Source organism: Thalassospiraceae bacterium LMO-SO8, from assembly GCA_031655335.1.
In the GTDB taxonomy this organism is placed as follows: domain Bacteria; phylum Pseudomonadota; class Alphaproteobacteria; order Rhodospirillales; family Casp-alpha2; genus UBA1479.
In genome coordinates this window covers 2617842-2639822 of record CP134226.1, presented here as the reverse complement: position 1 = coordinate 2639822, position 21981 = coordinate 2617842, and the positions used below count along the sequence as shown (strand labels likewise).

The following is a 21981-nucleotide window of genomic DNA, read 5'->3' as shown; positions in this document are numbered from 1 at the left end:
TGGTTTCCTTTGGTTTTACCGGCAGACCTATTGGGCCTTGCCCGGTTTCAGGCTGTTCAGGTTGGTATAGGCGCTGATGTGTTCAAGCGATGCCGAAACATCGATGACCACGGGGCCGTCATGGGCCAGGGCCTGTTTGAGCACGTCATCCGCGTCCTCGGCCCGGTCGATGCGCAGGCCCTTGGCGCCGAAGCTTTCCGCCCATTTCGCGAAGTCGGGGTTGACCAGATCGGTCCCCTCGATGCGGCCGGGAAAGGATTTTTCCTGATGCAGGCGGATGGTGCCGTAGCTTTTGTTGTTGGACACGAAGATGCGTACCCGGGCTCCGTACTGCACGGCGGTCGCCAGCTCGTTGCCGGTCATCAGCGTGCCGCCGTCGCCGCACACGGTAACGACCTGGCGGTCCGGATGGCGCAGCGCCGCCGCCACCGCCGACGGCACGCCCAGGCCCATGGCCCCGGACACCGCCCCCAGCAAAACCTGCGTCGGCTTGAACGGGAAATAGCGATGGACCCAGGAATTGAAGTTGCCTGCGTCCATGGTGATGACCGCGTCGTCCTTCAATTGGTTGCGGAAGGCCGCGATGACATGGCCGAAGTTGACGCCGTCGGGCGCCGACCAGGGCTTCCACTCCGCCATCTTGCGGTTGGCGTCGCGCAGGCGCTTTAACCAGTCGCCCCGCCCCTGAGGTGCCTGCGGCGGCGTGATCGCCGCCAGCCGTTCGATGAAATCCTCGGCATCGGCGCAGACCGCCTGCGCCGTTTCGAACACATGGTCCAGGTGTTCGCCGTCAGGATAGACATGGATCAGGGGTTGTTTGGGCTGGGGCGCTTCGGGCAGCAGATAGCCCTGGGTCGTGACGTCGCCCAGGCGCGTGCCGACGGCGACGATCAGGTCCGCGTCCTGCAAGGTTTCGCGGATCGAGGCCGGCACGCCGTACCCCAGATGGGCCGCGAAATGGTCGTGCTCGTTGGGGAAGATGTCCTGGTTCTTGAAACTGGCGGCGACCGGCAGGGACCAGGCCTCGGAACAGGCCAGAAGCGCCGCCCGCGCCGAAGGGGCGCGCAGCATACCGCCCGCGATCAATACCGGCCGCGTGGCGCGGCCGACGGCCGCCGCCACGGCCTTGACCTGGGCGTCCGTCGCCTTGGGCTTTTCCAGCGCCATGGGGCTGACGCCCGTGTCTTCCGCCGGGTCGGTCAGCATGTCCTCGGGCAGGACCACGACGACGGGGCCGGGCGTGCCTTCCTGGGCGATCTGAAACGCCTGGGCGACGACCTTGGCCAGGTTCTTGGGGTCATGGACCTCGTCCACATGCTTGGCCATGTCGCCGAAGGTGATCTTGTAATCAACCTCTTGAAAAGCCCCCCGGCCCAGGTCGGCGCGCGGCACCTGACCGATGAACAGAACCAGCGGCACCGCGTCCTGTTCCGCCGTGTGCACGGCGATGGCGGCATTGCAGGCCCCTGGCCCGCGGCTGACCAGGGCAATGCCGGGCGCTCCCGTCAACTTGGCGTCGGCGACGGCCATGAACCCGGCCCCGCCTTCGTGGCGGCAGGACACGACCTGGATGTCGTCGCAGTCATGCAGGGCGTCCAGCACCGCAAGGTAGCTTTCTCCCGGCACGCAGAACACACGGTCGACACCGTGCAGCACCAGTGTATCCACCAAGGCATCGGCGGCGCGTTTCATTTTATTGTCTCCTCCCGGATTGGATCTTTCCGGAACTTTAGCATGGCGCGATCAGGTGAAAATGGTGTGCTGTTTCATTCCGCGACGCCGGCCGCCTCGGGCCAGCGATAGTCGGCGAAGTGCGCACGCAGGTCCTTCTTGGAAATCTTGCCGGTCGCCGTATGGGGGATTTCCTCGACGAACACGATGTCGTCGGGCAGCCACCATTTGGCGACGTGTTCAGCCAGCACGGCGCGGATGCTGTCGGCCGTGACGGCCGCTCCCTGGCGCGGGACGATGACCAGCAGGGGCCGCTCCTCCCACTTCGGATGTTTGACGGCGATCGCCGCCGCCTCCACCACGTCGGGATGGGTAAGAGCATAATTCTCCAGATCGATGGAACTGATCCACTCACCACCAGACTTGATCAGGTCCTTGGAACGGTCGGAAACGCGAACCAACCCGTCGGGCGAGATCGAGGCCATGTCGCCGGTGCCGAACCAGCCCTCGGCGTCGAACGCGGCGTCGGTCGCGGCATCGTCCTCGAAATAGGCGGCGGCGACCCAGGGGCCGCGCACGAACATCTGGCCCACGGCCTTACCGTCATGAGGCAGCCGGGTGCCGTCGAGATCGACGATCTTGACCTCAAACCCGAACAGCGGCCGGCCCTGGGTCTGCTGAATCTTGTAGCGTTCGGCCGCCGGCAGGTCCTGGTGGCGCTGGCGCAGACGTCCGGTGGTGCCGGCGGCGCTTAGTTCCGTCATGCCCCAGGCATGGACGACGTGAACGCCGTAGTCTTCCTCGAACGCCTTGATCATGGCGAGCGACGGCGCCGAGCCGCCGATGTTGCAGATCTTCAGATGGGTCAATTTCCCGCCGGTCTTCTTCAGATGCTCCAACACGCCGATCCAGATCGTCGGCACCCCGGCGGTGACGGTGACCTTTTCCTCTTCCAACAGGCGGCAGATGTTATCGCCGTGCATGTGCGGGCCGGGCAGCACCAGTTTGGTGCCGGAAATGGGGGCGGCGTAGGGCACCATCCAGCCGTGCACGTGGAACATGCTGACCGCCGGCAACAGGACGGTGCGGGAATCGATGCAGAGCGGATGGTCGCTGGACGTTCCGGCAATCGCATGCAGCACCATGGCCCGGTGGGTATAGAGCACGCCCTTGGGATTGCCCGTGGTGCCCGAGGTATAGCAAAGCGCCACCGCCGTTTTCTCATCGAACGCCGGCCAGTCGAAGGTCTCGTCCTCGGCGGCCAGAAGGTCTTCGTAACAGACGGCGTTCCGAAGCGACGTCTTCGGCATCTTGCCGCTGTCGCACAGGATGATGAATTTTTCGATGGTCGGGCATTGGTCCTGCAAGCCTTCCATCATCTCGACCCAGGTGGTGTCGATGAACATCACCCGGTCCTTGGCGTGATTGATGATGTAGACGATCTGGTCGGGGAACAGGCGCGGATTGATCGTGTGGATCACCGCCCCCGACCCGCCGATGCCGAAATACAGTTCGAAATGCCGATAGGTGGTCCAGGCCATGGTGCCGACCCGGTCCCCTTGCTGGATGCCCAGGCGCTTCAGCGCGTTGGCCAGGCGGCACATGCGCTTGTAGGCGTCGGCGTAGGTATAGCGATGCATGTCGCCCTCGACCCGGTGGGTCACGACCTCGACATCGCCGTGCCAGGCGGCCGCGTGCTTGACGATCATCGACGTCAGCAGCGGCACGTCCATTATCAATCCCTGCAAGGGTGTTCCTCCTTCATGCGGCATTGGCCTTTATCCCAGACATTGCACCCGGGTTTTTCGGACTATGGCGGCACGCCGCGGCCAAGATCAAGCACCCATGAAAGTACGGTTCGCAGTGCGAAACGGAGGCCGGGCGGGCCTTGTATTCGCCGGGCGATGCGCTAACACTTCTCACGCTTTCCACCAGACCATCGATAAAGACCCAAGGACACCGCCATGGATTTCACCCCCTCCCCCCGCACCGTTGAACTGGCGGACAGGCTCGCAGCCTTCATGGAGGCCGAGGTTTATCCCAACGAGGCGCTCTATCAGGAACAGCTTGCGGGCGGCGATACCCGGTGGAAGGTTCTGCCCATCGTCGAGGATCTGAAGGCCAAGGCCAAGGCCGCCGGCCTGTGGAACCTGTTCCTGCCGGAAAGCGAATTGGGCGCCGGGCTGACCAATCTGGAATACGCGCCACTGTGCGAAATCATGGGCCGCGTGCCCTGGGCGCCCGAGGTCTTCAACTGCTCCGCCCCCGACACGGGCAACATGGAAACCCTGGTCCGCTACGGCGACGCGGATCAAAAGGAACAATGGCTGAAACCCCTGCTGGCCGGGGACATCCGATCCGCCTTCGCCATGACCGAACCGGATGTGGCGTCGTCGGACGCGACCAACATCAAGACCAGCATCCGCCGGGACGGCGACCACTACGTCATCAACGGGCGCAAGTGGTGGACGTCGGGCATCGGATCGCCCCACTGCAAGGTCATGATCGTCATGGGCAAGAACGACCCCGACGCCGAAACCTACCGCCAGCAGTCGATGATCCTGGTGCCGGTCGACACGCCCGGGGTGACGGTCCTGCGCATGCTGGACGTCATGGGCTTCGACGACGCGCCCCACGGCCACGGCGAGGTCGTGTTCGACAACGTCCGCGTGCCCGCCGGTAACATGCTGCTGGGCGAAGGGCGCGGGTTCGAGATCGCCCAGGGGCGCCTGGGCCCGGGGCGCATCCATCACTGCATGCGCATCATCGGCATCGCCGAACGGGCGCTGGAAATGATGTGCAAGCGCGCGACCGAGCGGGAAACCTGGGGCAAGGCCCTGGCCGACCGCGGCGTAACCCAGGAACGCATCGCCCAGAGCCGCATCGAGATCGAAATGTGCCGCCTGCTGGTCCTCAAGGCCGCCTGGATGATGGACGAGGTCGGCAACAAGGCGGCCCGCCAGGAGATCGCCATGATCAAGGTCGCCGCTCCCAACATGGCGCTGGCGGTCGTCGACCGCGCGATCCAGGCCTTCGGCGGCGCCGGCATGTGCCAGGACACGCCCTTGGCCTATTACTGGGCGCGCATGCGGGCGCTCAAGTTCGCCGACGGCCCCGACGAGGTCCACCGCCGCCAGATCGCGCGCACGGAACTGCGCCGCCAGATGAACTGGCCGCCGCGCGGCTGACCCGGGTTTTTCCGGGCGAATTTGCATTCGGGCATGAGGCCGTGTTAGGCCCTGTGGGACGGTCGCACATGATCGTCCCGGCCGTTTCCGTGCGGAAACGACCGTTTCGTTCCTCCTCCGCGTGCCGAACCGCGGGGCGACGCGCCGGCCCCGCCGCCGGCGCTGAACACAGAAAATTAGGATCGTCATGCCCAAGTTCTCCAACCCGCCCGTCGGGGCGGGACTGTTTTTATTGATTCTCGCCACCTTCCTTTCGGGTGCGTCCACCCTTCGCGCGGCAACGGGAAATGAAGGAACCGCTGCCTTTTCCCGCATGGCCGAGGCCGCCCACCGCGATGATATCGCCGGCCTGAAACTGACGCTGGTGTCCGCCATTGCGTCCGAACCCCGCCAGTTGGAAAGCCTGGTGACCCATGCGGTCACCTCGGCCCCTCGGCACCGGGACGACCTGGTCGCCGCCGCCGCCGCCGCCTTCCCTGCCTTTAGCGACCGCATCAGCGCCGCCGCGAACGGCACCTCCGTGACAACCGGCGGCACAGCCGCCGCCCCGCCCATACCCCCCCGCGGCGTACCGGGCCAATGGTCGGGCGAAATCGAACTGGGTGGCGGGCGCGCCACAGGCAACACGGAAACGGAAGAGGTCAACGCGGCGGCCAAGGTCGGCTACACCCGTGGACGATGGGAAGCCGAAGCAACGGCAAGTTACGATTTCGCCAAGGACGCCGGCACCATCAACACCCAGCATTTGCGCCTGGGCGGCACTGCGAAATATCTCTTCACGGACCGCGCTTTCGTTTTCGGGTTGATCGATTACGACGACGATCGGTTCAGCGGCTTCACCTACGAACTGACCCAGGCCGGCGGGCTAGGCTACAAGGTCATCCAGTCGGACGACCTCGACCTTGAGGTGACCGCCGGCCCCGCCCTCCGTCTCAGCGAAGTGAAGGCGACGGAAAAACAACTCGTCGAACCCGGCGCGCGGGGCGGGCTCGAACTGCGCTGGCAGATGTCGGATAACGCCACCTTCTCCAACAAAGCGTCGATAACATGGGGGGAGGAGCGGACGATCACCGAAAACACCGCCGCCCTGACCATGACGATCATCGGCAGCCTGTCCGGGCGCCTGTCCTATCACCTGGAGCATAACTCGGGCGCGCCGGCGGGAACCGAGGCCACGGACACCCTGACCAAGGCCTCGCTCGTCTATGGTTTCTAATCGGTCAATCGCGCAATGCTTGGCTTGGCGCGGTGAATTTCCCAGAATTGAAAAATAACAATGCGAACAATCGCAAAATTTTATTTATCCGGCCGGGCTTCCTTAAATACTCATGAAATCGACTGTAGGCCGTTGTTAAAAATCGTCCTTTTCGGAAATTTTTGATTTTTTTCAAGGCTATCGACGGCTTCGCGACGACAACACGGGAAGCCAGACCATTGACTTTTGGGCCTTTTCACCCCCATATGGCTCATACGTGTTACATTTGTTATGTCGATCTTAGATACCGGTTCGCCGGGTAGCTTCGTTATCCCCTGACAATGTGAACGTTAAAACGCCGCGCCGCGCATGGTGCGGGGCGCATTTGCTTCACCCATTGAACGAGGAAAACGACAATGGCTACTGGTACCGTGAAATGGTTTAACCCGAACAAGGGTTTCGGCTTCATTCAGCCCGACGACGGCTCGAAGGATGCCTTCGTGCATATCTCCGCCGTCGAACGCGCCGGCATTCATTCCCTGCGCGAAGGCCAGAAGGTCACCTATGACCTCCAGGCCGGGCAGAACGGCAAGTCCTCTGCTGAGAACCTGTCGATCGCCGACTAACTAACGTCTGAGATCCCGCCCCCTGCTTTTGGGCCGGGGGCGGGCTCAATCGTCCGCGGGGTGTCTGCATTTCATGCTGCCTCCACCTTCGTTACAGCAAAGGAGAGCCCCCGTGTCGACATCGCCCCGCCAACGCACGACCGCCCGTTCACGAGCGGAAGACGAATTTCTCGCCACTCAGAAAAAGAACAAAAAAGTGCTCGAGGATAAAGAGCGCGAGCGCGACGAGAAATCCCAGCACGTGGCCAAACTGAAGGCGCAGCGTCTGGCCAAGGAAGCCGTCGAGCGCGAAGAGGCCGAACGCGAAGCCGCCGCCAAGCCGGCAAAACCCGCCAAGGCCGCGACGGCCGCAACGACCGTGAAGCCCATCAAGGCAGGCAAGAAGAAGCCCGCCGGCAACTTGCCCCAATTCCATCGCTTCTGAGGCCGCACGGCCCGTTGAACGCGGCATTTGTACGAAGATATTGAACGAAGAGAAGCCCCGTGACCGACGCCATTGACACCAAGGATTATGAAACGGACGCCGACGGCGGCCAGGTTTCCTCCGACCGGCCCAAGACGCGGACCTGTCTTCGGTGCGAGACCCGGTTCATGAGCGCTTGGTCCGGAGAACGGATCTGCCCGCGCTGCAAGGGATCGAGCGCCTGGCGCAACGACGCCCCCCTTCCCCAGCGATCCGGTTCGACCGCCAGCTGACCCCGCCGGCAAGGACGGTTTCCTTGCCACTCCCAGATTTCCGATCAGTCCATCGTCACCGTTGCGACAACCGTGAAGCGGCCGTCGCCGTCACGCCGCACGATGACGATGTCACCGGGCCGGGGGCCGATGCCTATCAGCCCCGAGATCACCGTGAAATGCGTGACCAGAACCGTCGGTTGGTCCAGCGGCTGTTCGGCAATCCATTTACGAAGCTCCGCGAGCCGGCTGTCCTTCTGATTGGGTTCCCGATGATATGAGTTCAGAATCGGCAATGCCACGACCGGGCCAAGCGCCATGCCCGCCGCCGTGTCCCGGCAACGGCACCATTGGCTGGTGAACACCCGCGCCTGCGCGATCCCTCCGGCGCGGAATGTTTCTCCGATACGCCGCGCCTGGGCGCGTCCCACATCGTTCAGATTGCGCTGTGTCGAACAGTCGTCCAGCGTGAACCCTTTCGGATCCCCGCCACCCGGGGCCAGGGCGTGACGCACCATGACGAAGTGTCCGCCCCCGGACAGCACCGCCAGAGGAGACCGGGGATCCGCACCGAGCGGATGAACGGCCAGAACCAGAATACAAACCAATAAGGCAAACCGACCGCTCATCGTTCTCCCCGCCCGCCCCTTTCAGACCATCACCGATCAGCCTTTGGTTATATATGCGCTCAGGCCGCCAACGGTTATAATGTCTTAGATTCCAGAAACTTGCCATCTACGCGGATATGATTTTTTGAAACACCGGCTCGTCCCGATCGTCGCGCTTGCGCTGGGTGTTTTCGCCGTGCTGATTTTTGTCGGCGTCACAACCTTCAACGCGACCCTTGAGCGGATTGTGATTGAGCAGGCGGAACGCACCTCGATCGCCTGGGCCGGCTACATCGGCAACCGCATGAACCGGATCGAGGACATCGCCAAGGGTGCCCCGCTCAGCGGAGAGGAGCAGCAGTTTCTCAACGGCGTGCGGGGGTTCGGCGACATCTTTCGGTTCAAGCTGTTCGACACCAAGGGCCGCATTCGGCTGATCTCCGACGACCTGCACACGGATCTCGCCAACAATCCGACAGTGGGCGAGGACAATTGGAAGGCGCTCTCGGTGGTTGAAACGGGCGAGCCCTATTCCGAGTTGGAGGACGGCAGGCTCAAGCCCGACCGCCCGGACGTCTACGCAGAAACCTATGTGCCTGTATGGCGCAACGAACGCATGGTCGCGGTCGCCGAGGTCTACATGGACCGCACCGCGGAAACGGCGGCGCTGCGTGCCGATTTCCGGACGTTCGGATGGCGCGCCGCGGGACTGGCCATTCTGGCGCTCAGCCTTCCCGCCGGCGTCGCCATCTGGACGGCCCTGCAATTGCGCCGCCAGAACCACGTTCTCAACATCGAACGCAACCGCGCGCGCGAGGCGGAGCGGGCCAAGGGGCGGTTCCTCGCCCATATGAGTCACGAGTTCCGCACGCCCTTGAATTCGATCCAGGGACTGACCCAGGTTCTGTTGCGCGGCGATCTGGGTCCGCTGGAGAACCCCAAGCACCGGGAATACGTGCAGGACATCTACGACAGCGGCGATCATCTGCTGTCCCTGGTCAACGATGTGCTCGACCTGTCGAAGATCGACTTCGGCAAGTACGAGCTGACGGAAAGCGATTTCGACATCGGCAAATGCGTCCATGGCGCGCTCCAGGTCGTCAAGGGATGGGAGGCCTCGACCCCACTGACCCTTGAGGCCCACGGCCTTGAAACGGGCCTGTTCGTTCACGCCGACCGGCGGGCGATTTATCAATCGGTCCTCAATTTGCTGTCCAATGCCGTGAAATTCACGCGTCCCGGCGGTCGCATCGATCTGTCCGTCGCCCTCGACGACGCCGGGGAATGCGTGATTACCGTGGCGGATACCGGCATCGGGATCGCCGAACCCGACCTTGCCCGGATATTCGAGCCCTTCGCGCAGCGCAGAGCCCATGAATACGTTGCTTCCCGCCGGGGATCTGGGCTCGGCCTGACGTTGGTGAAATCGCTGGTCGAACTGCACGGCGGCCGGGTGTCCCTGGACAGTACCCCCGGGACAGGCACGACGGCCCGCATCCATCTGCCGAAGGCACGCGTCGTCAACCCGCCGACGCGCGGCGCGGCCTAGAAGCCTATTATCTTGATACGGAAACGGCTGAGATCGATTGTCCGGGCTTCCGTATCAAGATAATAGGCTCTAGTCCCGTCCCGCCGCCTCGATCAAGGCCCAGGCGATCTGCGACAGATTGCGGCAGACGTCACGACGCTGAAGCGCCGCCGACGAGGTAGCATTGCCGTCGAGCCCGCGTTTGTAGACCCCCTGGGCGATCGCCCCCAGGCGGAACAGGGACAGCACCAGATAGAAAGTCCAATCGCCCCAATCTTCCCCGTTTTGACCATCGGTGCGGCCCGTGCGCCGGGCATAGGCCGCAAGATAATCCGCTTCCGCCGGGATGCCGGTCTGCGCCGGATCGTTGGCGCGCAGGTCACCGCGCCGGGCGTCGGGCATGTGCCAGGGCAGACAGTTGTAGGCAAGATCGGCCAGCGGGTCGCCCAGGGTCGACAGTTCCCAATCGACAACGGCCAGCACGCGCGGCTCCGTCGGATGAAAGATCATGTTCTCCAGTCGGAAATCGCCATGGGCGATGGTCGTTTCCGCATTTGCCGGCAGGTTTTCCGGCAGCCAGTCGATCAGCCGGTTCATGGCCGCAAGATCATCCGTGGCCGAGGCCTGGTACTGGCCGGTCCAGCGCTTGACCTGGCGTGCCGCATAGCCCCCTTCCCGCCCGAAATCGGCCAATCCCGCCGCCCGCCAATCGACGCAATGCAGCCTGGCCAGAGTATCGTTCATGGCGTCATAGATCGCCGCCCGCTCCGATGCCGTCATGCCCGGCAGCTCCAGTTCGCGGAACACCCGGCCGTCGACATGAGCCATGACATAGAACGCCTGCCCGATCACGGTATCGTCCATGCACAGCAGCAAGGGATCGGCGACCGGTACGTCGCCGCCCCGAAGCGCCGACATGATGCGGAATTCCCGGTCCACCGCATGGGCCGACGGCAAAAGGTCGCCCGGCGGTTTCTTGCGCAGGACAAAGCGGCGTCCCGATGCGTCCGTCAATTCGAACGTCGGGTTCGACATGCCGCCGGCGAACTGGCGGGCGGTCAAGGGTGGCGTCACCCCGTCGAGGTGCGCCGCCATGTGGTCGGCGAGGGCGCCCAGATCGAGCGGATGCGCCGGCTCCCCGGTCATACCGCCTTGTCCGCCTTGAGCGCCGCGATGTCGTCGGCGGAAAAGCCGAGTTCGCCCAGCAGCTCGTCCGTGTCCTGGCCCAGCAACGGTGGGGGCGTTTTTGTGGCCACGGGGGCGTGGTTGATCTTGATCCCCGCCCGCGCCACCCTTACGTCACGGTCGACACCGGGCACGTTTTCGAAGGTGGCGATCTGACCGCGGTCGGCGATCTGCGGATGCGCCAGAATTTGGGGGACGGTCAGGACCTCGCCCGCCGGCACCCCGGCGGCATTCAGGGCCGCGCGCCAATGGCTGGCGGTGTTCGCGGCCATGGCATCCTCCAGCAGCGCCGTCAACTCCTGCCGATTGTCGAGACGCGCCTGGCGTTCGGCGAAACGGGGATCGGTCTTCAGGTCCGGGCGGCCGACCACGTCGCAGACGGCCTCGAACTGTTCCTGCTTGTTGGCGGCGATGTTGATCGGCCCGTCGCCGGTGCGGAAGGTGCCGGACGGGCTGGCCGTGAAGTTGTCGTTGCCCATGGGCCGCTGCTCCATGCCCAGTTGCAGAAAGTTGGAAACCACCCAGCCCATGGTCGAGAGGACTGCCTCCAGCATGGCGACATCGATGAAGCAGCCGCGGTTGTTCGGATCCTTGTTGCCAAGGGCCGAAGCCACGGCGAAGGCCGCCGTCATGCCGCCGATGGTGTCCGCCATGGGATAGCCGACGCGCAGCGGCGCGGTTTCCGGCGTTCCGGTCACGGACATCACGCCCGCCATGCCCTGAATGATCTGGTCATAGGCGGGGGCGGATTTCAGGGGGCCGTCCTGCCCGAAACCCGAGATGGCGCAATAGATCAGGTTGGGATGTTCTTTTTTCAGCACCTCATAACCGACGCCCAGGCGGTCCATGACGCCGGGCCGGAAGTTCTCCACCAGAACATCGGACGTGGCGACGAGGCGGTGAAACACCTCCTTTCCCTTGTCCGATTTCATGTTGATCGTGATGGACCGTTTGCCGGTGTTCTGGGCCAGGAACGAGGTTCCCATGCCCTTCCGGTTCAAATCCGGATCGGCGCCCAACTGGCGGGCGAGGTCGCCCGATCCCGGGACCTCTACCTTGATGACGTCGGCGCCCATATGGGCCAGTTGATGGCAGCAGAAGGGTCCGGCCAGGACGTTGGTCAGGTCGAGAATGCGGATGCCGGCTAAGGGGGTCAAGGAAGGTCTCCTGGGGTCGTTTATTCTGGTTATGGATGATCGCGCGCCAGATTAGCGCGCCGGGCCCCTGCGGCAAGCCTTCGTTTTTCTATGGCGCCGCTGTAGATTTTTTCCGATCCCCCACCCTGCCGGGGACAATGCGGCTTGCCTACATCACGGCGCGAGGCCTATCCTTTTGTATACAAAAGGGGCTGGGTTCAATAGTCCAACAGAGAGGAAACGTCACATGTCCCAATCAACGCAAAGCCTTCCCGAAGGCGAAGGCCCGCCCGTCAAGGTCTACTGGCAGCCCGGTTGCTCCAGCTGCCTAAAAACCAAGGAATTTCTGCTTGAACACGGCATCCCTTTCGTCTCCGTCAACGTGATCGAGGACGAGAACGGCTTCAAGGAACTGGAAGCCTTGGGCGTGCGCCTGGTTCCGATCGTCGCCAAGGGCGACAAATGGGCCAACGGCGCCGTGTTCCGCGACGTCGCCAAGGTCGCCGGCTTCGACTACGACGGCCACAAGATGCTCAGTCCCGAGGACATGAAGGACAAGGTCCTGCAGAACCTGGACGCCGCCGGGCGCTATCTTGCACAAATTCCGGAAGAGCGCCTGGACGAGCTTCTGCCGGGCCGGCCGCGTTCCTACCGGCAGTTGGTCTATCACGTCTTCAACATTGCAGACGTGTTCCTCAACCGGGTCGAGAATGATACGCCCTATACCTACGAGGCGCTGAAATCCATTCTGCCCGGGACCATGAAAAGCAAACAGGACCTGCTGGATTACGGCGCAAATACCCGTGCGCGGTTCGCCGCCTGGTGGGACCGCGACGGCAAGACCACCGACTTCAAGCAGCCGGGCAAGGTCTATTACGGCGAGGTCACGCTGCATGAGGTTCTGGAGCGCACGGGCTGGCACACGGGCCAGCACACCCGCCAGATCATCCTGATGCTGCGCGAGAAACTGGGGATCGAGCCGGACCGGCCTTTGACCGATGCCGACTTCGCGGGCTTGCCGATCCCCAAGAACGTGTGGGACAACGAACGGTCGTTCGACGAAGCCTCCTTCGCCGGACCGGCGGAAACCCGCGCGGCCGAATAGGGCGCGACGAAAACCAAAAAGAGAGGACATCCAATTGACCGATTTCACGCCGGAGGACCTGGCGGTCCTGACCCAATGGGACACGCCAACCATCTGCAACGCGCTTGAGGAAATCGTCCCGGAACGGCGGGGCCACGGCTATACCACCGAGCCCTTGGTGCCGCTCGACCCGGACTTGCCGCCGATCTGCGGCTATGCCCGCACCGCGACCATCCGCGCCGCCGAACCGCCCAACGAGACGCCGGCGGAAATGGCGGCCAAGCGCGAAGCCTATTACGAGTACATCGCCCAAGGTCCCAAGCCGACCGTGGTGGTGATCCAGGACATCGACCCCCGGCCCGGTTACGGCGCCTTCTGGGGCGAGGTTCAGACCACCGTGCACAAGGGCCTGGGTGCTGTCGGCGGCGTGACCAACGGATCGTTTCGCGATCTCAAGGACAGCGCGCGCGGCTTCAACCTGATCGGCGGCGAGGTCGGCCCGTCCCACGCCTGGGTCCATGTCGTCGACATCGACTGTCAGGTGACCATCCACGGCATGACCGTGGTCACCAACAACATCATCCACGCCGACCACCATGGCGCGGTGATGATCCCAGATGCGGCGGTGAAGAAAATCCCCGAAGCCGTGGCTCGGATTTCCCGCCGTGAGGCGGTCATCCTGACCGCCGCCAAGGCGCCGGACTTCGACATCGAAAAGCTGAAGGCCGCCATGAAGGGGGCGAAGGAGATTCACTGATCTCCGCGCCCGGTCACGTCACGCACGAAAGGCCCGCCGTACCCCGGCGGGCCTTTTCCTATTTGACGCAGGCGGTCAGGGCGTCGGTCACCAGGGCCGCCGTGGCGACGGTCGCCGTCGACATGGAAAAGCCCGACCCGCCGCCGGTCTTGTCGGCGACGAAGCTGGTGAGGGCCGCCGGCGGCACGGTCTGGGCCAGGCGCTTGAGGGCGCAGGTGCAGGCCGTTTCCGTGCTGCCCGCCTTGCCCGTGCACCACTCCATGAACTGGCCGGTCAGATTGCTGGGATAGGCCTCGAGGGCACGGGCGGCCGGGGCCGCCAGGGCGGTTAGAACCAGGGCGGCGGCAAGCAGGCGACGGGTTTTCATGGCCGGGGTTCCTTTGGATCAGGAGAGATCAGGAAATCACGCTGCGAGAAATCAGGTGGCGATCGAACAGGTCTTCGTCGGCATTGAAGCCGAGGCCCGCGCGGTCCGCCTTCAAAACCATCACCGGATCAAACGGGTCGATCAGATCGTGGGGATTCTCTTCATATTCGATGAAGGCCGTTTCCAGCCATTCCGCCTGTGGCTGCGCCGCGATGATATGCGCCGTCGCCACGTATCCGGGGCCCCAATAAAAACTGTGCGGCACCACGCGCAGGCCCGCCGCCCGGCCCATGGGAAAGACCTCCTTCACCGTCGATACCCCGCCCATCTTGGCGACCGAGGGCTGGATGATGTCGTAGGCCCCCGACTGGATGGCATGGGCGAATTCGGTCAGCGATCCGACGTTCTCGCCGCCGGAAATGCCGGTTCCCTCGCCGCGCACGCGGGCCAGGCCGTCGAAATCCTCGGGCGGCCAGACGGGCTCTTCCAGCCACAAAAATCCGCCCTTCACATGTGCGCGGTCTTTCAATTCACGGGCGACGCCGCAGGCTTCCTCGACGCTCCAGGGACAGTTGACGTCCAGCGTGATGGCCACACCCTCGGGCGCGGCCTCGCGCGCTGCCATGAAGGCGGGCATGTCGCGTTCGTGCAGCTTGACCATGGGAAAGCCCAGACTGGCGGCGCGGTCCGTGTTGCGGGCGATGGCGTCCCGGTCGCCGCCATAGCGCATGAGCGAGGCATAGCGGGTGATCGTGGCGTCGCCCGCCGGTCCGCCCAGAAGCTGATACAGTGGTTTTCCGGCCCGCTTCGCCCGCAGATCCCACAACGCGGTGTCGAGGGCCGACAGCGCGTACATGCAAGGTCCTTGACGGCCGAAACCGAAGAACGACTTGTGCGCCCCCTCCATCAGGCCTTCCAGATCCGCCGTGTCGCGGCCGATGAACCAGGGCGCGATCAGGTCCTTGAGCATCGCTTCCGTACCGGGGTTGGAAAAATGACCGAAGCCCTCGCCCCAGCCCTCCAGCCCGTCCGCCGTTTCAATGCGGACCATCAGGGATTCGTTGATCAGCCAGGGGTTGGTGTTGAGGCCGGGACGCATGCCCTGGCGCGGACCGCCGGTGTCGAAGGGAACGCCGACACGCAGGATTTCAATGGATGTGATGGTCATGGAAAGGCTCTTGGTCGTGGGGGAAGAGAACCAGAAGGGCTGAAAATGGAACCGGCCCCGAAGGGCCGGTTCGGTATCGATATCGGTGATGCGACGATTGTGTGGTGCTACATGCCGCCGATAAGCTTCATGGCGTCGTTCAGTGCCTTGACGCTCTCGGCATGCTTGCCGGCCTTGTGCATGGCTTCGCCTTCGGCACGAAGGGCCATCGCCTTCGCCTTGACCTCGGCAGAGGCACTTGACTTGGACACCGCCGCGTCAAATTGCTTCATGATTTTCGGGCATGAACCGGCATAGGCCGGTGACGCGGCAAGCAGGATCGCGGCCACGGCGGAAAGGATAAGCTTCTTCATGGTGTTAGCCTCCCAAACTGGTGATTCTAGGATGATTATGTCACGGAAGCGTTGTCCACGAAATCAGCATTATCTGATGTTCGCGATCTCGTGATCGTGGCGACGGGCCAGCAGAACCTGCGCCAGGACCGCGCCGATCAAGGCCATGAACATGTCCCATTGGCTGTCCCATACGTCGCCCTGGGTGCCCAGGAATTCCATCGCCCCCTGCCCCAGGAGCACCGCCGCCCACCATTCGATCAGTTCGTAAAACGCGCTGAACGCCAGGCAAATGCAGGTCACGATGAAAAACAGCATGCGTCCCCGAGGCAGGAAGCCCTTGCGGATCAAAACTTCCCGCGCCAGAAGCGCCGGCACGAAACCCTGGAAGAAATGCCCGATGCGGTCATAAGGATTGCGCGCCAGGTCGAACAGATCCTGAAACCAGAACCCCAGGGGCACATGGGCATAGGTGTAATGGCCGCCCAGGATCAACGCCAACCCGTGCAGGAAGGCCAGGCGGTAAAGCAGCGGCGTCAGGGGAAAGCCGCGCTGCGTCGCCACCATCAGGACCAGGGCGATCATCACCGGCAGGACTTCCATGAACCAGGTCAGGTAGTCCGCCGGACCGATGGCTGAGACCGCCAGCGCCACCAGCCACAGCAGGCCGAGAACGGCGGGTTCCTTCGCATTTCCGGCGATCATGACATGTCCGCCAGACGGTCCAGATGATGCGCCCGGTCGCCGAAGCTGTGATCGATCAGGGTCAGGCGCTTGAAGTAATGACCCACGGGCATCTCGTCCGTCACCCCCATGCCGCCGTGCAGTTGCACCGCTTCCTGGCCGATCAGCCGGCCCGCCTGCCCGGCCTTGGCCTTGGCCTGGGACGCCGCGCGGCGGGCGGCCTCCCGGTCGCCGCCATCCTGGCGCACGGCGGCCATGTAGGCGAGGGAGCGGGTCAGTTCCGTTTCCATGTACATCTCCGTGGCGCGGTGCTGTAGGGCCTGAAAATCGCCCAAGGGACGGCCGAACTGTTTGCGCTCCTTCAGGAAGGCGACCGTATCACGCGTGAGGGCGGCCATCAGCCCGGCGGCTTCCGCCGAAACCAGGGCCGCCGCCCGGTCGACCACCGTTTCGGCAAGCGCCAGGCCGCCGTCGATGTCGCCCAGCACCGCGTCGGCGCCAACACGCACGCCTTCCAACGTCACGTCGCCGGCGCGCAGGCCATCGACCGTGGCGTAATCCGTGATCGTCACCCCGGGGGCGTCGGCGTCGATCAGGAACACCGTGACGCCGCCGTCGTCGCGCTCGTCGCCCGCGGTGCGCGCCGTGACGGCGATCTTGTCCGCCGTCCCGGCGTGGAGCGCCATGGTCTTCACGCCATTCAGGACGAAGCCGCCCCCGTCGGCACGGGCGCGGGTCCGCACGTCATTGAGGTCATAGCGCGATTGCGCCTCTGAACAGGCGAAGGACAGATGCAATTCCCCCGCGGCCAATTGCGGCAGCAGGTCCGCCCGAACGTCCGGCGACGCGCCGTCCCGGACCAGCGTGCCGCCCAGCACCACGGTCGCCAGGAACGGTTCGACCGCCAGACCGCCGCCCATGGCTTCCATCAGGATCGCCATGTCGACCGCACCGCCGCCGATGCCGCCCAAATCCTCGGGAATGCCGAGCGCCAGCCAGCCCATATCGGCGTATTGCGCCCAGGTGTCGCGGCAGAACCCGCCGGGCATGGCCTGATGTTTGCGCCGGGCTTCCAGCCCGTAGTCGTCGCGGAAGAACCGTTCCGCCATGTCACGGATGAGGATTTGTTCGTCGGAGAAGGTGAAGTTCATGGTCGGAAGATGCCTGTCAGAGCCCGAGGATCGCCTTGGCGATGATGCCGCGCTGGATTTCGTTGCTGCCGCCGTAGATCGACGCCTTGCGCCAGTTGAAGTAATGGCTGGCCACCGTCGCCGCGTGTTCCGGCACGGGCAGGCCATCGTTGCCCGGCCCCGGCCAGTCGTCATCCAGAATTCCCGGATCGAAGGCATGGGCGCGGTTGCCGACGGCTTCCAGCAGCAGTTCGGTGATGCCCTGCTGCACCTGTGTGCCCTTCAGTTTGAGGATCGAGGCCTCGGGGCCCGGCTTGCGCCCGGCGGCTTCCTCGGACAGCAGGCGCAGTTCGGTCATCTCCAGCGCCGTCAACTCGATCTCGACCTCGGCCATGCGTTCGCGGAACCGGGCGTCCTCGATCAGCGGGCGGCCGCGCTTCATTTCCTTGGCCGCGATGTCGCGCAGGCGTTCCATCTGTTTCTTGGACCGCGCGACCCCGGCAATACCGAACCGTTCGTGGCTGAGCAGGAACTTGGCGACGGTCCAGCCGTCGTTTTCCTTGCCCACCAGGTTTTCCGCCGGAACCCGAACGTTTTCCAGGAACACGTCGTTGACTTCCTGGCCGCCGTCCAACGTCTTGATCGGGCGCACGGTGACGCCCGGGGTCTTCATGTCGATCAAAAGGAACGAGATGCCCTGCTGCTTCTTGCCCTCGGTCGAGGTGCGCACCAGACAGAAGATCCAGTCGGCGTATTGCGCCAGGGTGGTCCAGGTCTTCTGGCCGTTGACGATATAGTGGTCGCCGTCCCGCACCGCCCGGGTCGTCAGCGACGCCAGATCGGACCCCGCCCCCGGTTCGGAAAAGCCCTGGCACCACCAGTCCTCGCTGGCCAGGATGCGCGGCAGGAAACGCTGCTTCTGCTCCGGCGTGCCGAATTCGATCAGCACCGGCCCCAGCATCTTGAGCCCGAAGGTGATAAGCCGCGGGCTGGACGCCGCCGCCAGTTCTTCTTCGTACAAGTAGCGCTGCACGGGCGACCAGCCCGGACCGCCGTATTCCTTGGGCCAGCTGGGGGCGATCCAGCCCCGTTCATGCAGGATGCGCTGCCAGACGACGTAATCGTCCTTCACCAGCTTCAGGCCGAGATCGACCTTGCGTTTGGTCGCGGGCGGGATGTTGGCGCGCAGGAACCCGCGCACTTCGTTCTGAAAGGCCAATTCCTCGGGCGTCAGGTTCAGGTCCAATGCTTGTTTCTCCCGCTGCGGCCTGCCGTTACCAGGTTCCCTGGGCGGCCAATCCGTTCTGCATTTCCGCTTCGATGGTGCGCGCCACGTTGACCAGACGCGGCCCCCATTCGGCCTCCAGCTTTTCCGGCTTATGCAGAAAGGCCGGGCCGCCGCAGTTGAGCGCCATGACCGTGGCCCCGTCCAAGGACCGGAGCGGCACGCCGACCGCGTTGACGTCGTGCTGCCATTCCCCGAAGGATGTGCAGAACCCTTGGGTCGCGACCTGCCGGACGGCGCGCTCGATGCCTTTCGCCATGACCGGCCAGGCCGGCCCCGCGCGTTCGGCCATGGCCGTCATCAGATAGGCGCGCTCATCCTCGGGAATGGCCGCCAGAAAAGCCCGGCCCATGGCCGTGGTGGCGATGGGAATGTGCGAGCCGATGTCGAGGCGCAGCGTCACCGAACCGGCATCGCGGGCGTGTTCCAGATAGACCATGTTCAGGCGGTCGCGGGAGCCCAGGGCCAGCGACAGGCCGGAGGCGTTGGCGAACTCCTGCAGGTAGGGCCGCGCGATCTTGCGGATGTCCATGTTGGCAAGCAGCGAATAGCCCAGCGACAGAACCCCCGGCCCCAGCCGGTATTTGCCCAAGCGTTCCGCGTGGACCAGATAGCCCAGCCGCGTCAGGGTATGGGTCAGGCGCGACACCGTCGGCTTGGGCAGGCCCGTGCGCTCGGCGATGTCGCCGTTGCCGAGCACGCCGTCGCCGGGCTGAAACGCGCGCAGAACGCTGAGCCCCCGCGCCAGGGCGGTAACGAACTGCCGGTCTTCGGTTTCGGTTGCTTCGGGATAATCGTCCAGCGGCAGGGCGCTGCGGTCGGCACGGCCAGCCATGTTCTTGTGTCCGGCGCCGGTGCGCGCCGCCTCCTCATTCAGGCCCGGGACGGGAAATCCTCTCCCGAGCGGGCGGCACTTTGTCACGACGGAATAATTTGGTCAATTTTCGAAATTCAGTTTTGCTCTGCGGAATTTGTATCTATTTTCGCCGACCGCCATCCGATCCGACCGGAGATACGGGCAGCCAGTTCCGCAAAGCCTGCCGTAACGGGCGGCGACGGTGCCATTTAGTCTAATCAATTGACCGTCTTGGGACTTGTCTGCAATCGAAGGGACCCGTAATATTCTTTACATGTTGCACTGCAACATTGACGAACCACTCCGTGGGGGAGGGATTTTTTGCTTACACGCCGATGCGGTGCCTCGGTAGGCAGCCGACCAATACAGGCCATTCCAGACCTGATGAATAACCGGCTGATACCTGCAGGCAGAACCTGATGGACGCAACCAAAGTCGACATCGTCTGGATTTTGACCGCGTCGTCACTGGTCTTCATGATGCAGGCCGGGTTCTGCTGCCTGGAAAGCGGTTCCGTCCGCTCCAAGAACTCGATCAACGTGGCGGCCAAGAACTTCGCCGACTTCTGCATCTCCGCCGGGGTGTTCTGGTTCGTCGGCTTCGGCCTGATGTTCGGCGCCAGTCACAACGGCCTGATCGGGTCTGAAAATTTTCTGTTCTCGTTGACCGATCCCAAATCGGCGGCTTTCTTCGTTTTCCAGCTCATGTTCTGCGGCACGGCGACGACCATCGTGTCCGGCGCCATCGCCGAGAGGGCGCGCTACACGGGATACCTCCTGATCAGCCTCGTCGTCGCCCTGCCCATCTATCCTGTGTTCGGCCATTGGGCCTGGGGCGGTGCCTTCGGCGGCGATCCTGGATGGTTGGTGGAATTGGGCTTCGTCGACTTCGCCGGCGGCACGGTGGTGCATTCCGTGGCCGGCTGGGTCAGTCTGGCCGCCGTGATCATCATCGGTCCCCGCACCGGGCGGTTCGACGGGTCGGGCGCCCCCTTTCGCAGCCATTCGCTGCCGCTGGCGGCGCTCGGCGTGTTCATCATCTGGGTCGGCTGGATCGGGTTCAACGGCGGCAGCACCCTGGCGGCCACGGACAAGGTGCCGCATATCATCCTCAATACCGTCATTGCCGGTGCCTTCGGCGGCCTGGGCGCGATGCTGCTGGGCCCCATCACCATGAAGCGGCTTGACGTGCCGACCATGCTCAACGGCGCGCTCGCCGGTTTGGTCGCGATCACGCCGGCGGCTCATTGCGTATCGACCGCGGGCGCGGTGACCCTGGGCGCCGTCGGCGGCGGGCTCTGCGTGCTGACCTCCCTGCTGCTCGACCGATGGCGGCTCGACGACGTGGTTTATGCCTTTCCCGTGCACGGCGTCGCCGGTGTCTGGGGCACCATGGCGGTCGCCCTCCTGGGTGACCTGGAAACGCTCGGCACCGGCCTCGACCGCTGGGGACAGTTCGTCGCCCAGGGCACCGGCGTGCTGACCGCCGCCGTCTGGGCCTTCGGCATCAGCTACATCCTGCTGTCGCTCATCAACAAAATCGTGCCGCTGCGCGTATCGCCCGAGGCCGAACGCATCGGCCTGAACGTCAGCGAACATAACCAGTCGACGGAACAACTCGACATCCTGCGCTCCATGGAGATGCAGCGCCTGACCGGGGATTTCTCCCGGCCCATTCCGGTCGAGCCCAATTCCGACATCGGCGACATCGCGCGCCAATACAACCTGGTGCTGGAAAACCTGTATTCGGCGAAAATGGAGGCCGAACAGGCCAGCAAGGCGAAATCCAACTTTCTCGCCTCCATGAGCCACGAGCTGCGCACACCACTGAATGCCATCATCGGGTTTTCGGAAATGATCAACCGGCAGTATTTCGGCCCCCTGGGCTCGGAAAAATACCATGAGTATGCCGGCGACATCATGCACTCCAGCCGCCATCTGCTGTCCCTGGTCGACGACATCCTCGACTTGTCGAAGATCGAGGCCGGGCGCAATACCCTCAATCGGTCCCACATCGACATCGCCGCCCTGTTCGATGACTGCCTGCGGGTGGTCACCGGGGCCATCGACTGCAATCAGATCTATTTCGACATCAAGGTGCCGGAGGCGGTCTCGCCGCTTTTCGCGGACGAGCGCGCGATCAAGCAGGTGGTTCTCAATCTGTTGTTCAACGCCGTGAAGTTCACGCCGCCGGGCGGCCTGGTGACCCTGAACGCCCGCGAGGAATCGGACCACCACATCCTTGAGGTCTCCGACACCGGCAAGGGCATTCCCGACGAAAAGCTTGAACGCGTGATCGAGCCGTTCCAACAGCTGCATTCCGATCCGCATATCGCCCAATTGGGCACAGGACTGGGACTGACCATCGCCAAGGCCCTGACCGAGGCCCACGACGGCGAACTTCAGATCGACAGCCGTGTCGGGCGCGGCACCACCGTCCGCGTTATTCTTCCGATCCGCACGGCCGCGGCCGCGAAGTAGCAGGCCCAACCGGACCGACGGCCGGC

General features: G+C 64.0%; 21 protein-coding genes. 9 read left to right on the top strand and 12 right to left on the bottom strand.

Translation table 11 applies throughout. The annotated features are described in order from the left end of the window. Positions 1-27: 27 nt before the first annotated feature. Entirely contained in the window at positions 28-1692 is a 1665-nt protein-coding gene (locus RJ527_12610) for a thiamine pyrophosphate-binding protein (protein ID WND74881.1), read from the bottom strand. Between the two features lie 74 nt (positions 1693-1766). Continuing rightward, a complete protein-coding gene (locus RJ527_12605; GenBank protein ID WND74880.1) occupies positions 1767-3419 on the bottom strand; it encodes a long-chain-fatty-acid--CoA ligase in 1653 nt (550 codons plus the stop codon). Positions 3420-3635: 216 nt separating this feature from the next. Here RJ527_12605 and RJ527_12600 point away from each other — a divergent pair, with 216 nt between their 5' ends. The 5 genes from RJ527_12600 (at position 3636) to RJ527_12580 (ending at position 7376) form a co-directional block, all read left to right on the top strand. After that, a complete protein-coding gene (locus RJ527_12600; protein ID WND74879.1) occupies positions 3636-4859 on the top strand; it encodes an acyl-CoA dehydrogenase family protein in 1224 nt (407 codons plus the stop codon). 187 nt (positions 4860-5046) lie between these two features. Then, the gene (locus RJ527_12595; protein WND74878.1) at positions 5047-6075 is read left to right on the top strand and encodes a DUF481 domain-containing protein; all 1029 of its coding nucleotides are present in this window, start codon (positions 5047-5049) and stop codon (positions 6073-6075) included. Between the two features lie 395 nt (positions 6076-6470). After that, positions 6471-6680 carry a cold-shock protein gene (locus RJ527_12590; GenBank protein ID WND74877.1) on the top strand — a complete coding sequence of 70 codons (210 nt, stop codon included), beginning with the start codon at positions 6471-6473 and terminating at the stop codon, positions 6678-6680. A 112-nt stretch (positions 6681-6792) separates the two neighbouring features. After that, the gene (locus RJ527_12585; GenBank protein ID WND74876.1) at positions 6793-7104 is read left to right on the top strand and encodes a hypothetical protein; all 312 of its coding nucleotides are present in this window, start codon (positions 6793-6795) and stop codon (positions 7102-7104) included. A 59-nt stretch (positions 7105-7163) separates the two neighbouring features. Further along, positions 7164-7376: a hypothetical protein gene (locus RJ527_12580; protein ID WND74875.1), complete on the top strand. Its 213-nt coding sequence runs from the start codon at positions 7164-7166 to the stop codon at positions 7374-7376. 44 nt (positions 7377-7420) lie between these two features. Here the strand turns inward: RJ527_12580 and RJ527_12575 are convergent, their stop codons facing one another. Beyond that, a complete protein-coding gene (locus RJ527_12575; protein WND74874.1) occupies positions 7421-7984 on the bottom strand; it encodes a histidine phosphatase family protein in 564 nt (187 codons plus the stop codon). A gap of 124 nt (positions 7985-8108) precedes the next feature. Here RJ527_12575 and RJ527_12570 point away from each other — a divergent pair, with 124 nt between their 5' ends. Then, complete coding sequence (locus tag RJ527_12570) at positions 8109-9512, top strand: HAMP domain-containing sensor histidine kinase (GenBank protein ID WND74873.1); 1404 nt, start codon at positions 8109-8111, stop codon at positions 9510-9512. Between the two features lie 69 nt (positions 9513-9581). On the opposite strand, the gene RJ527_12565 is transcribed toward RJ527_12570, so the two are convergent. Both RJ527_12565 and RJ527_12560 read right to left on the bottom strand, forming a co-directional pair. Then, positions 9582-10637, bottom strand: a complete 1056-nt coding sequence (locus RJ527_12565; GenBank protein WND74872.1) for a phosphotransferase family protein — start codon at positions 10635-10637, stop codon at positions 9582-9584. Then, the gene (locus RJ527_12560; protein ID WND74871.1) at positions 10634-11833 is read right to left on the bottom strand and encodes a CaiB/BaiF CoA-transferase family protein; all 1200 of its coding nucleotides are present in this window, start codon (positions 11831-11833) and stop codon (positions 10634-10636) included. Before RJ527_12560 ends, RJ527_12565 begins: the two co-directional genes overlap by 4 nt. Positions 11834-12059: 226 nt before the next feature. Between RJ527_12560 and RJ527_12555 the strand changes: the two genes are divergently transcribed. After that, a complete protein-coding gene (locus RJ527_12555) occupies positions 12060-12917 on the top strand; it encodes a DinB family protein (protein WND74870.1) in 858 nt (285 codons plus the stop codon). A 34-nt stretch (positions 12918-12951) separates the two neighbouring features. Further along, positions 12952-13653: an RraA family protein gene (locus RJ527_12550; GenBank protein WND74869.1), complete on the top strand. Its 702-nt coding sequence runs from the start codon at positions 12952-12954 to the stop codon at positions 13651-13653. A gap of 58 nt (positions 13654-13711) precedes the next feature. On the opposite strand, the gene RJ527_12545 is transcribed toward RJ527_12550, so the two are convergent. The 7 genes from RJ527_12545 to RJ527_12515 all read right to left on the bottom strand — a co-directional run bounded on the left by RJ527_12545 (position 13712) and on the right by RJ527_12515 (position 19454). Next, positions 13712-14020 (bottom strand): hypothetical protein, encoded by a 309-nt coding sequence (locus tag RJ527_12545; GenBank protein WND74868.1) that lies wholly within the window; start codon positions 14018-14020, stop codon positions 13712-13714. 28 nt (positions 14021-14048) lie between these two features. After that, entirely contained in the window at positions 14049-15188 is a 1140-nt protein-coding gene (locus RJ527_12540; GenBank protein WND74867.1) for a mandelate racemase/muconate lactonizing enzyme family protein, read from the bottom strand. A 107-nt stretch (positions 15189-15295) separates the two neighbouring features. Continuing rightward, entirely contained in the window at positions 15296-15541 is a 246-nt protein-coding gene (locus tag RJ527_12535; protein ID WND74866.1) for a hypothetical protein, read from the bottom strand. Between the two features lie 69 nt (positions 15542-15610). Then, positions 15611-16225, bottom strand: coding sequence for a DUF2238 domain-containing protein (locus RJ527_12530; protein WND74865.1), 615 nt, complete (start codon positions 16223-16225; stop codon positions 15611-15613). After that, positions 16222-17355 carry an acyl-CoA dehydrogenase family protein gene (locus RJ527_12525; GenBank protein ID WND74864.1) on the bottom strand — a complete coding sequence of 378 codons (1134 nt, stop codon included), beginning with the start codon at positions 17353-17355 and terminating at the stop codon, positions 16222-16224. Before RJ527_12525 ends, RJ527_12530 begins: the two co-directional genes overlap by 4 nt. A 16-nt stretch (positions 17356-17371) precedes the next feature. Beyond that, complete coding sequence (locus RJ527_12520) at positions 17372-18580, bottom strand: acyl-CoA dehydrogenase family protein (protein WND74863.1); 1209 nt, start codon at positions 18578-18580, stop codon at positions 17372-17374. A gap of 28 nt (positions 18581-18608) precedes the next feature. Next, on the bottom strand, positions 18609-19454 hold the full coding sequence (locus RJ527_12515) for an IclR family transcriptional regulator (GenBank protein ID WND74862.1): 846 nt from the start codon (positions 19452-19454) through the stop codon (positions 18609-18611). 440 nt (positions 19455-19894) lie between these two features. Here RJ527_12515 and amt point away from each other — a divergent pair, with 440 nt between their 5' ends. Continuing rightward, on the top strand, positions 19895-21955 hold the full coding sequence (gene amt, locus RJ527_12510) for an ammonium transporter (GenBank protein ID WND74861.1): 2061 nt from the start codon (positions 19895-19897) through the stop codon (positions 21953-21955). Positions 21956-21981: the final 26 nt, after the last annotated feature.

Excerpts from the sequence above, each read along its gene's own strand:
- RJ527_12610 (WND74881.1), bottom strand. The coding sequence starts at position 1,692 with ATGAAACGCGCCGCCGATGCCTTGGTGGATACACTGGTGCTGCACGGT.
- RJ527_12600 (WND74879.1), top strand. The coding sequence starts at position 3,636 with ATGGATTTCACCCCCTCCCCCCGCACCGTTGAACTGGCGGACAGGCTC.
- RJ527_12595 (WND74878.1), top strand. The coding sequence starts at position 5,047 with ATGCCCAAGTTCTCCAACCCGCCCGTCGGGGCGGGACTGTTTTTATTG.
- RJ527_12590 (WND74877.1), top strand. The coding sequence starts at position 6,471 with ATGGCTACTGGTACCGTGAAATGGTTTAACCCGAACAAGGGTTTCGGC.
- RJ527_12575 (WND74874.1), bottom strand. The coding sequence starts at position 7,984 with ATGAGCGGTCGGTTTGCCTTATTGGTTTGTATTCTGGTTCTGGCCGTT.
- RJ527_12565 (WND74872.1), bottom strand. The coding sequence starts at position 10,637 with ATGACCGGGGAGCCGGCGCATCCGCTCGATCTGGGCGCCCTCGCCGAC.
- RJ527_12555 (WND74870.1), top strand. The coding sequence starts at position 12,060 with ATGTCCCAATCAACGCAAAGCCTTCCCGAAGGCGAAGGCCCGCCCGTC.
- RJ527_12545 (WND74868.1), bottom strand. The coding sequence starts at position 14,020 with ATGAAAACCCGTCGCCTGCTTGCCGCCGCCCTGGTTCTAACCGCCCTG.
- RJ527_12540 (WND74867.1), bottom strand. The coding sequence starts at position 15,188 with ATGACCATCACATCCATTGAAATCCTGCGTGTCGGCGTTCCCTTCGAC.
- RJ527_12535 (WND74866.1), bottom strand. The coding sequence starts at position 15,541 with ATGAAGAAGCTTATCCTTTCCGCCGTGGCCGCGATCCTGCTTGCCGCG.
- RJ527_12530 (WND74865.1), bottom strand. The coding sequence starts at position 16,225 with ATGATCGCCGGAAATGCGAAGGAACCCGCCGTTCTCGGCCTGCTGTGG.
- RJ527_12525 (WND74864.1), bottom strand. The coding sequence starts at position 17,355 with ATGAACTTCACCTTCTCCGACGAACAAATCCTCATCCGTGACATGGCG.
- RJ527_12515 (WND74862.1), bottom strand. The coding sequence starts at position 19,454 with ATGGCTGGCCGTGCCGACCGCAGCGCCCTGCCGCTGGACGATTATCCC.
- amt (WND74861.1), top strand. The coding sequence starts at position 19,895 with ATGGACGCAACCAAAGTCGACATCGTCTGGATTTTGACCGCGTCGTCA.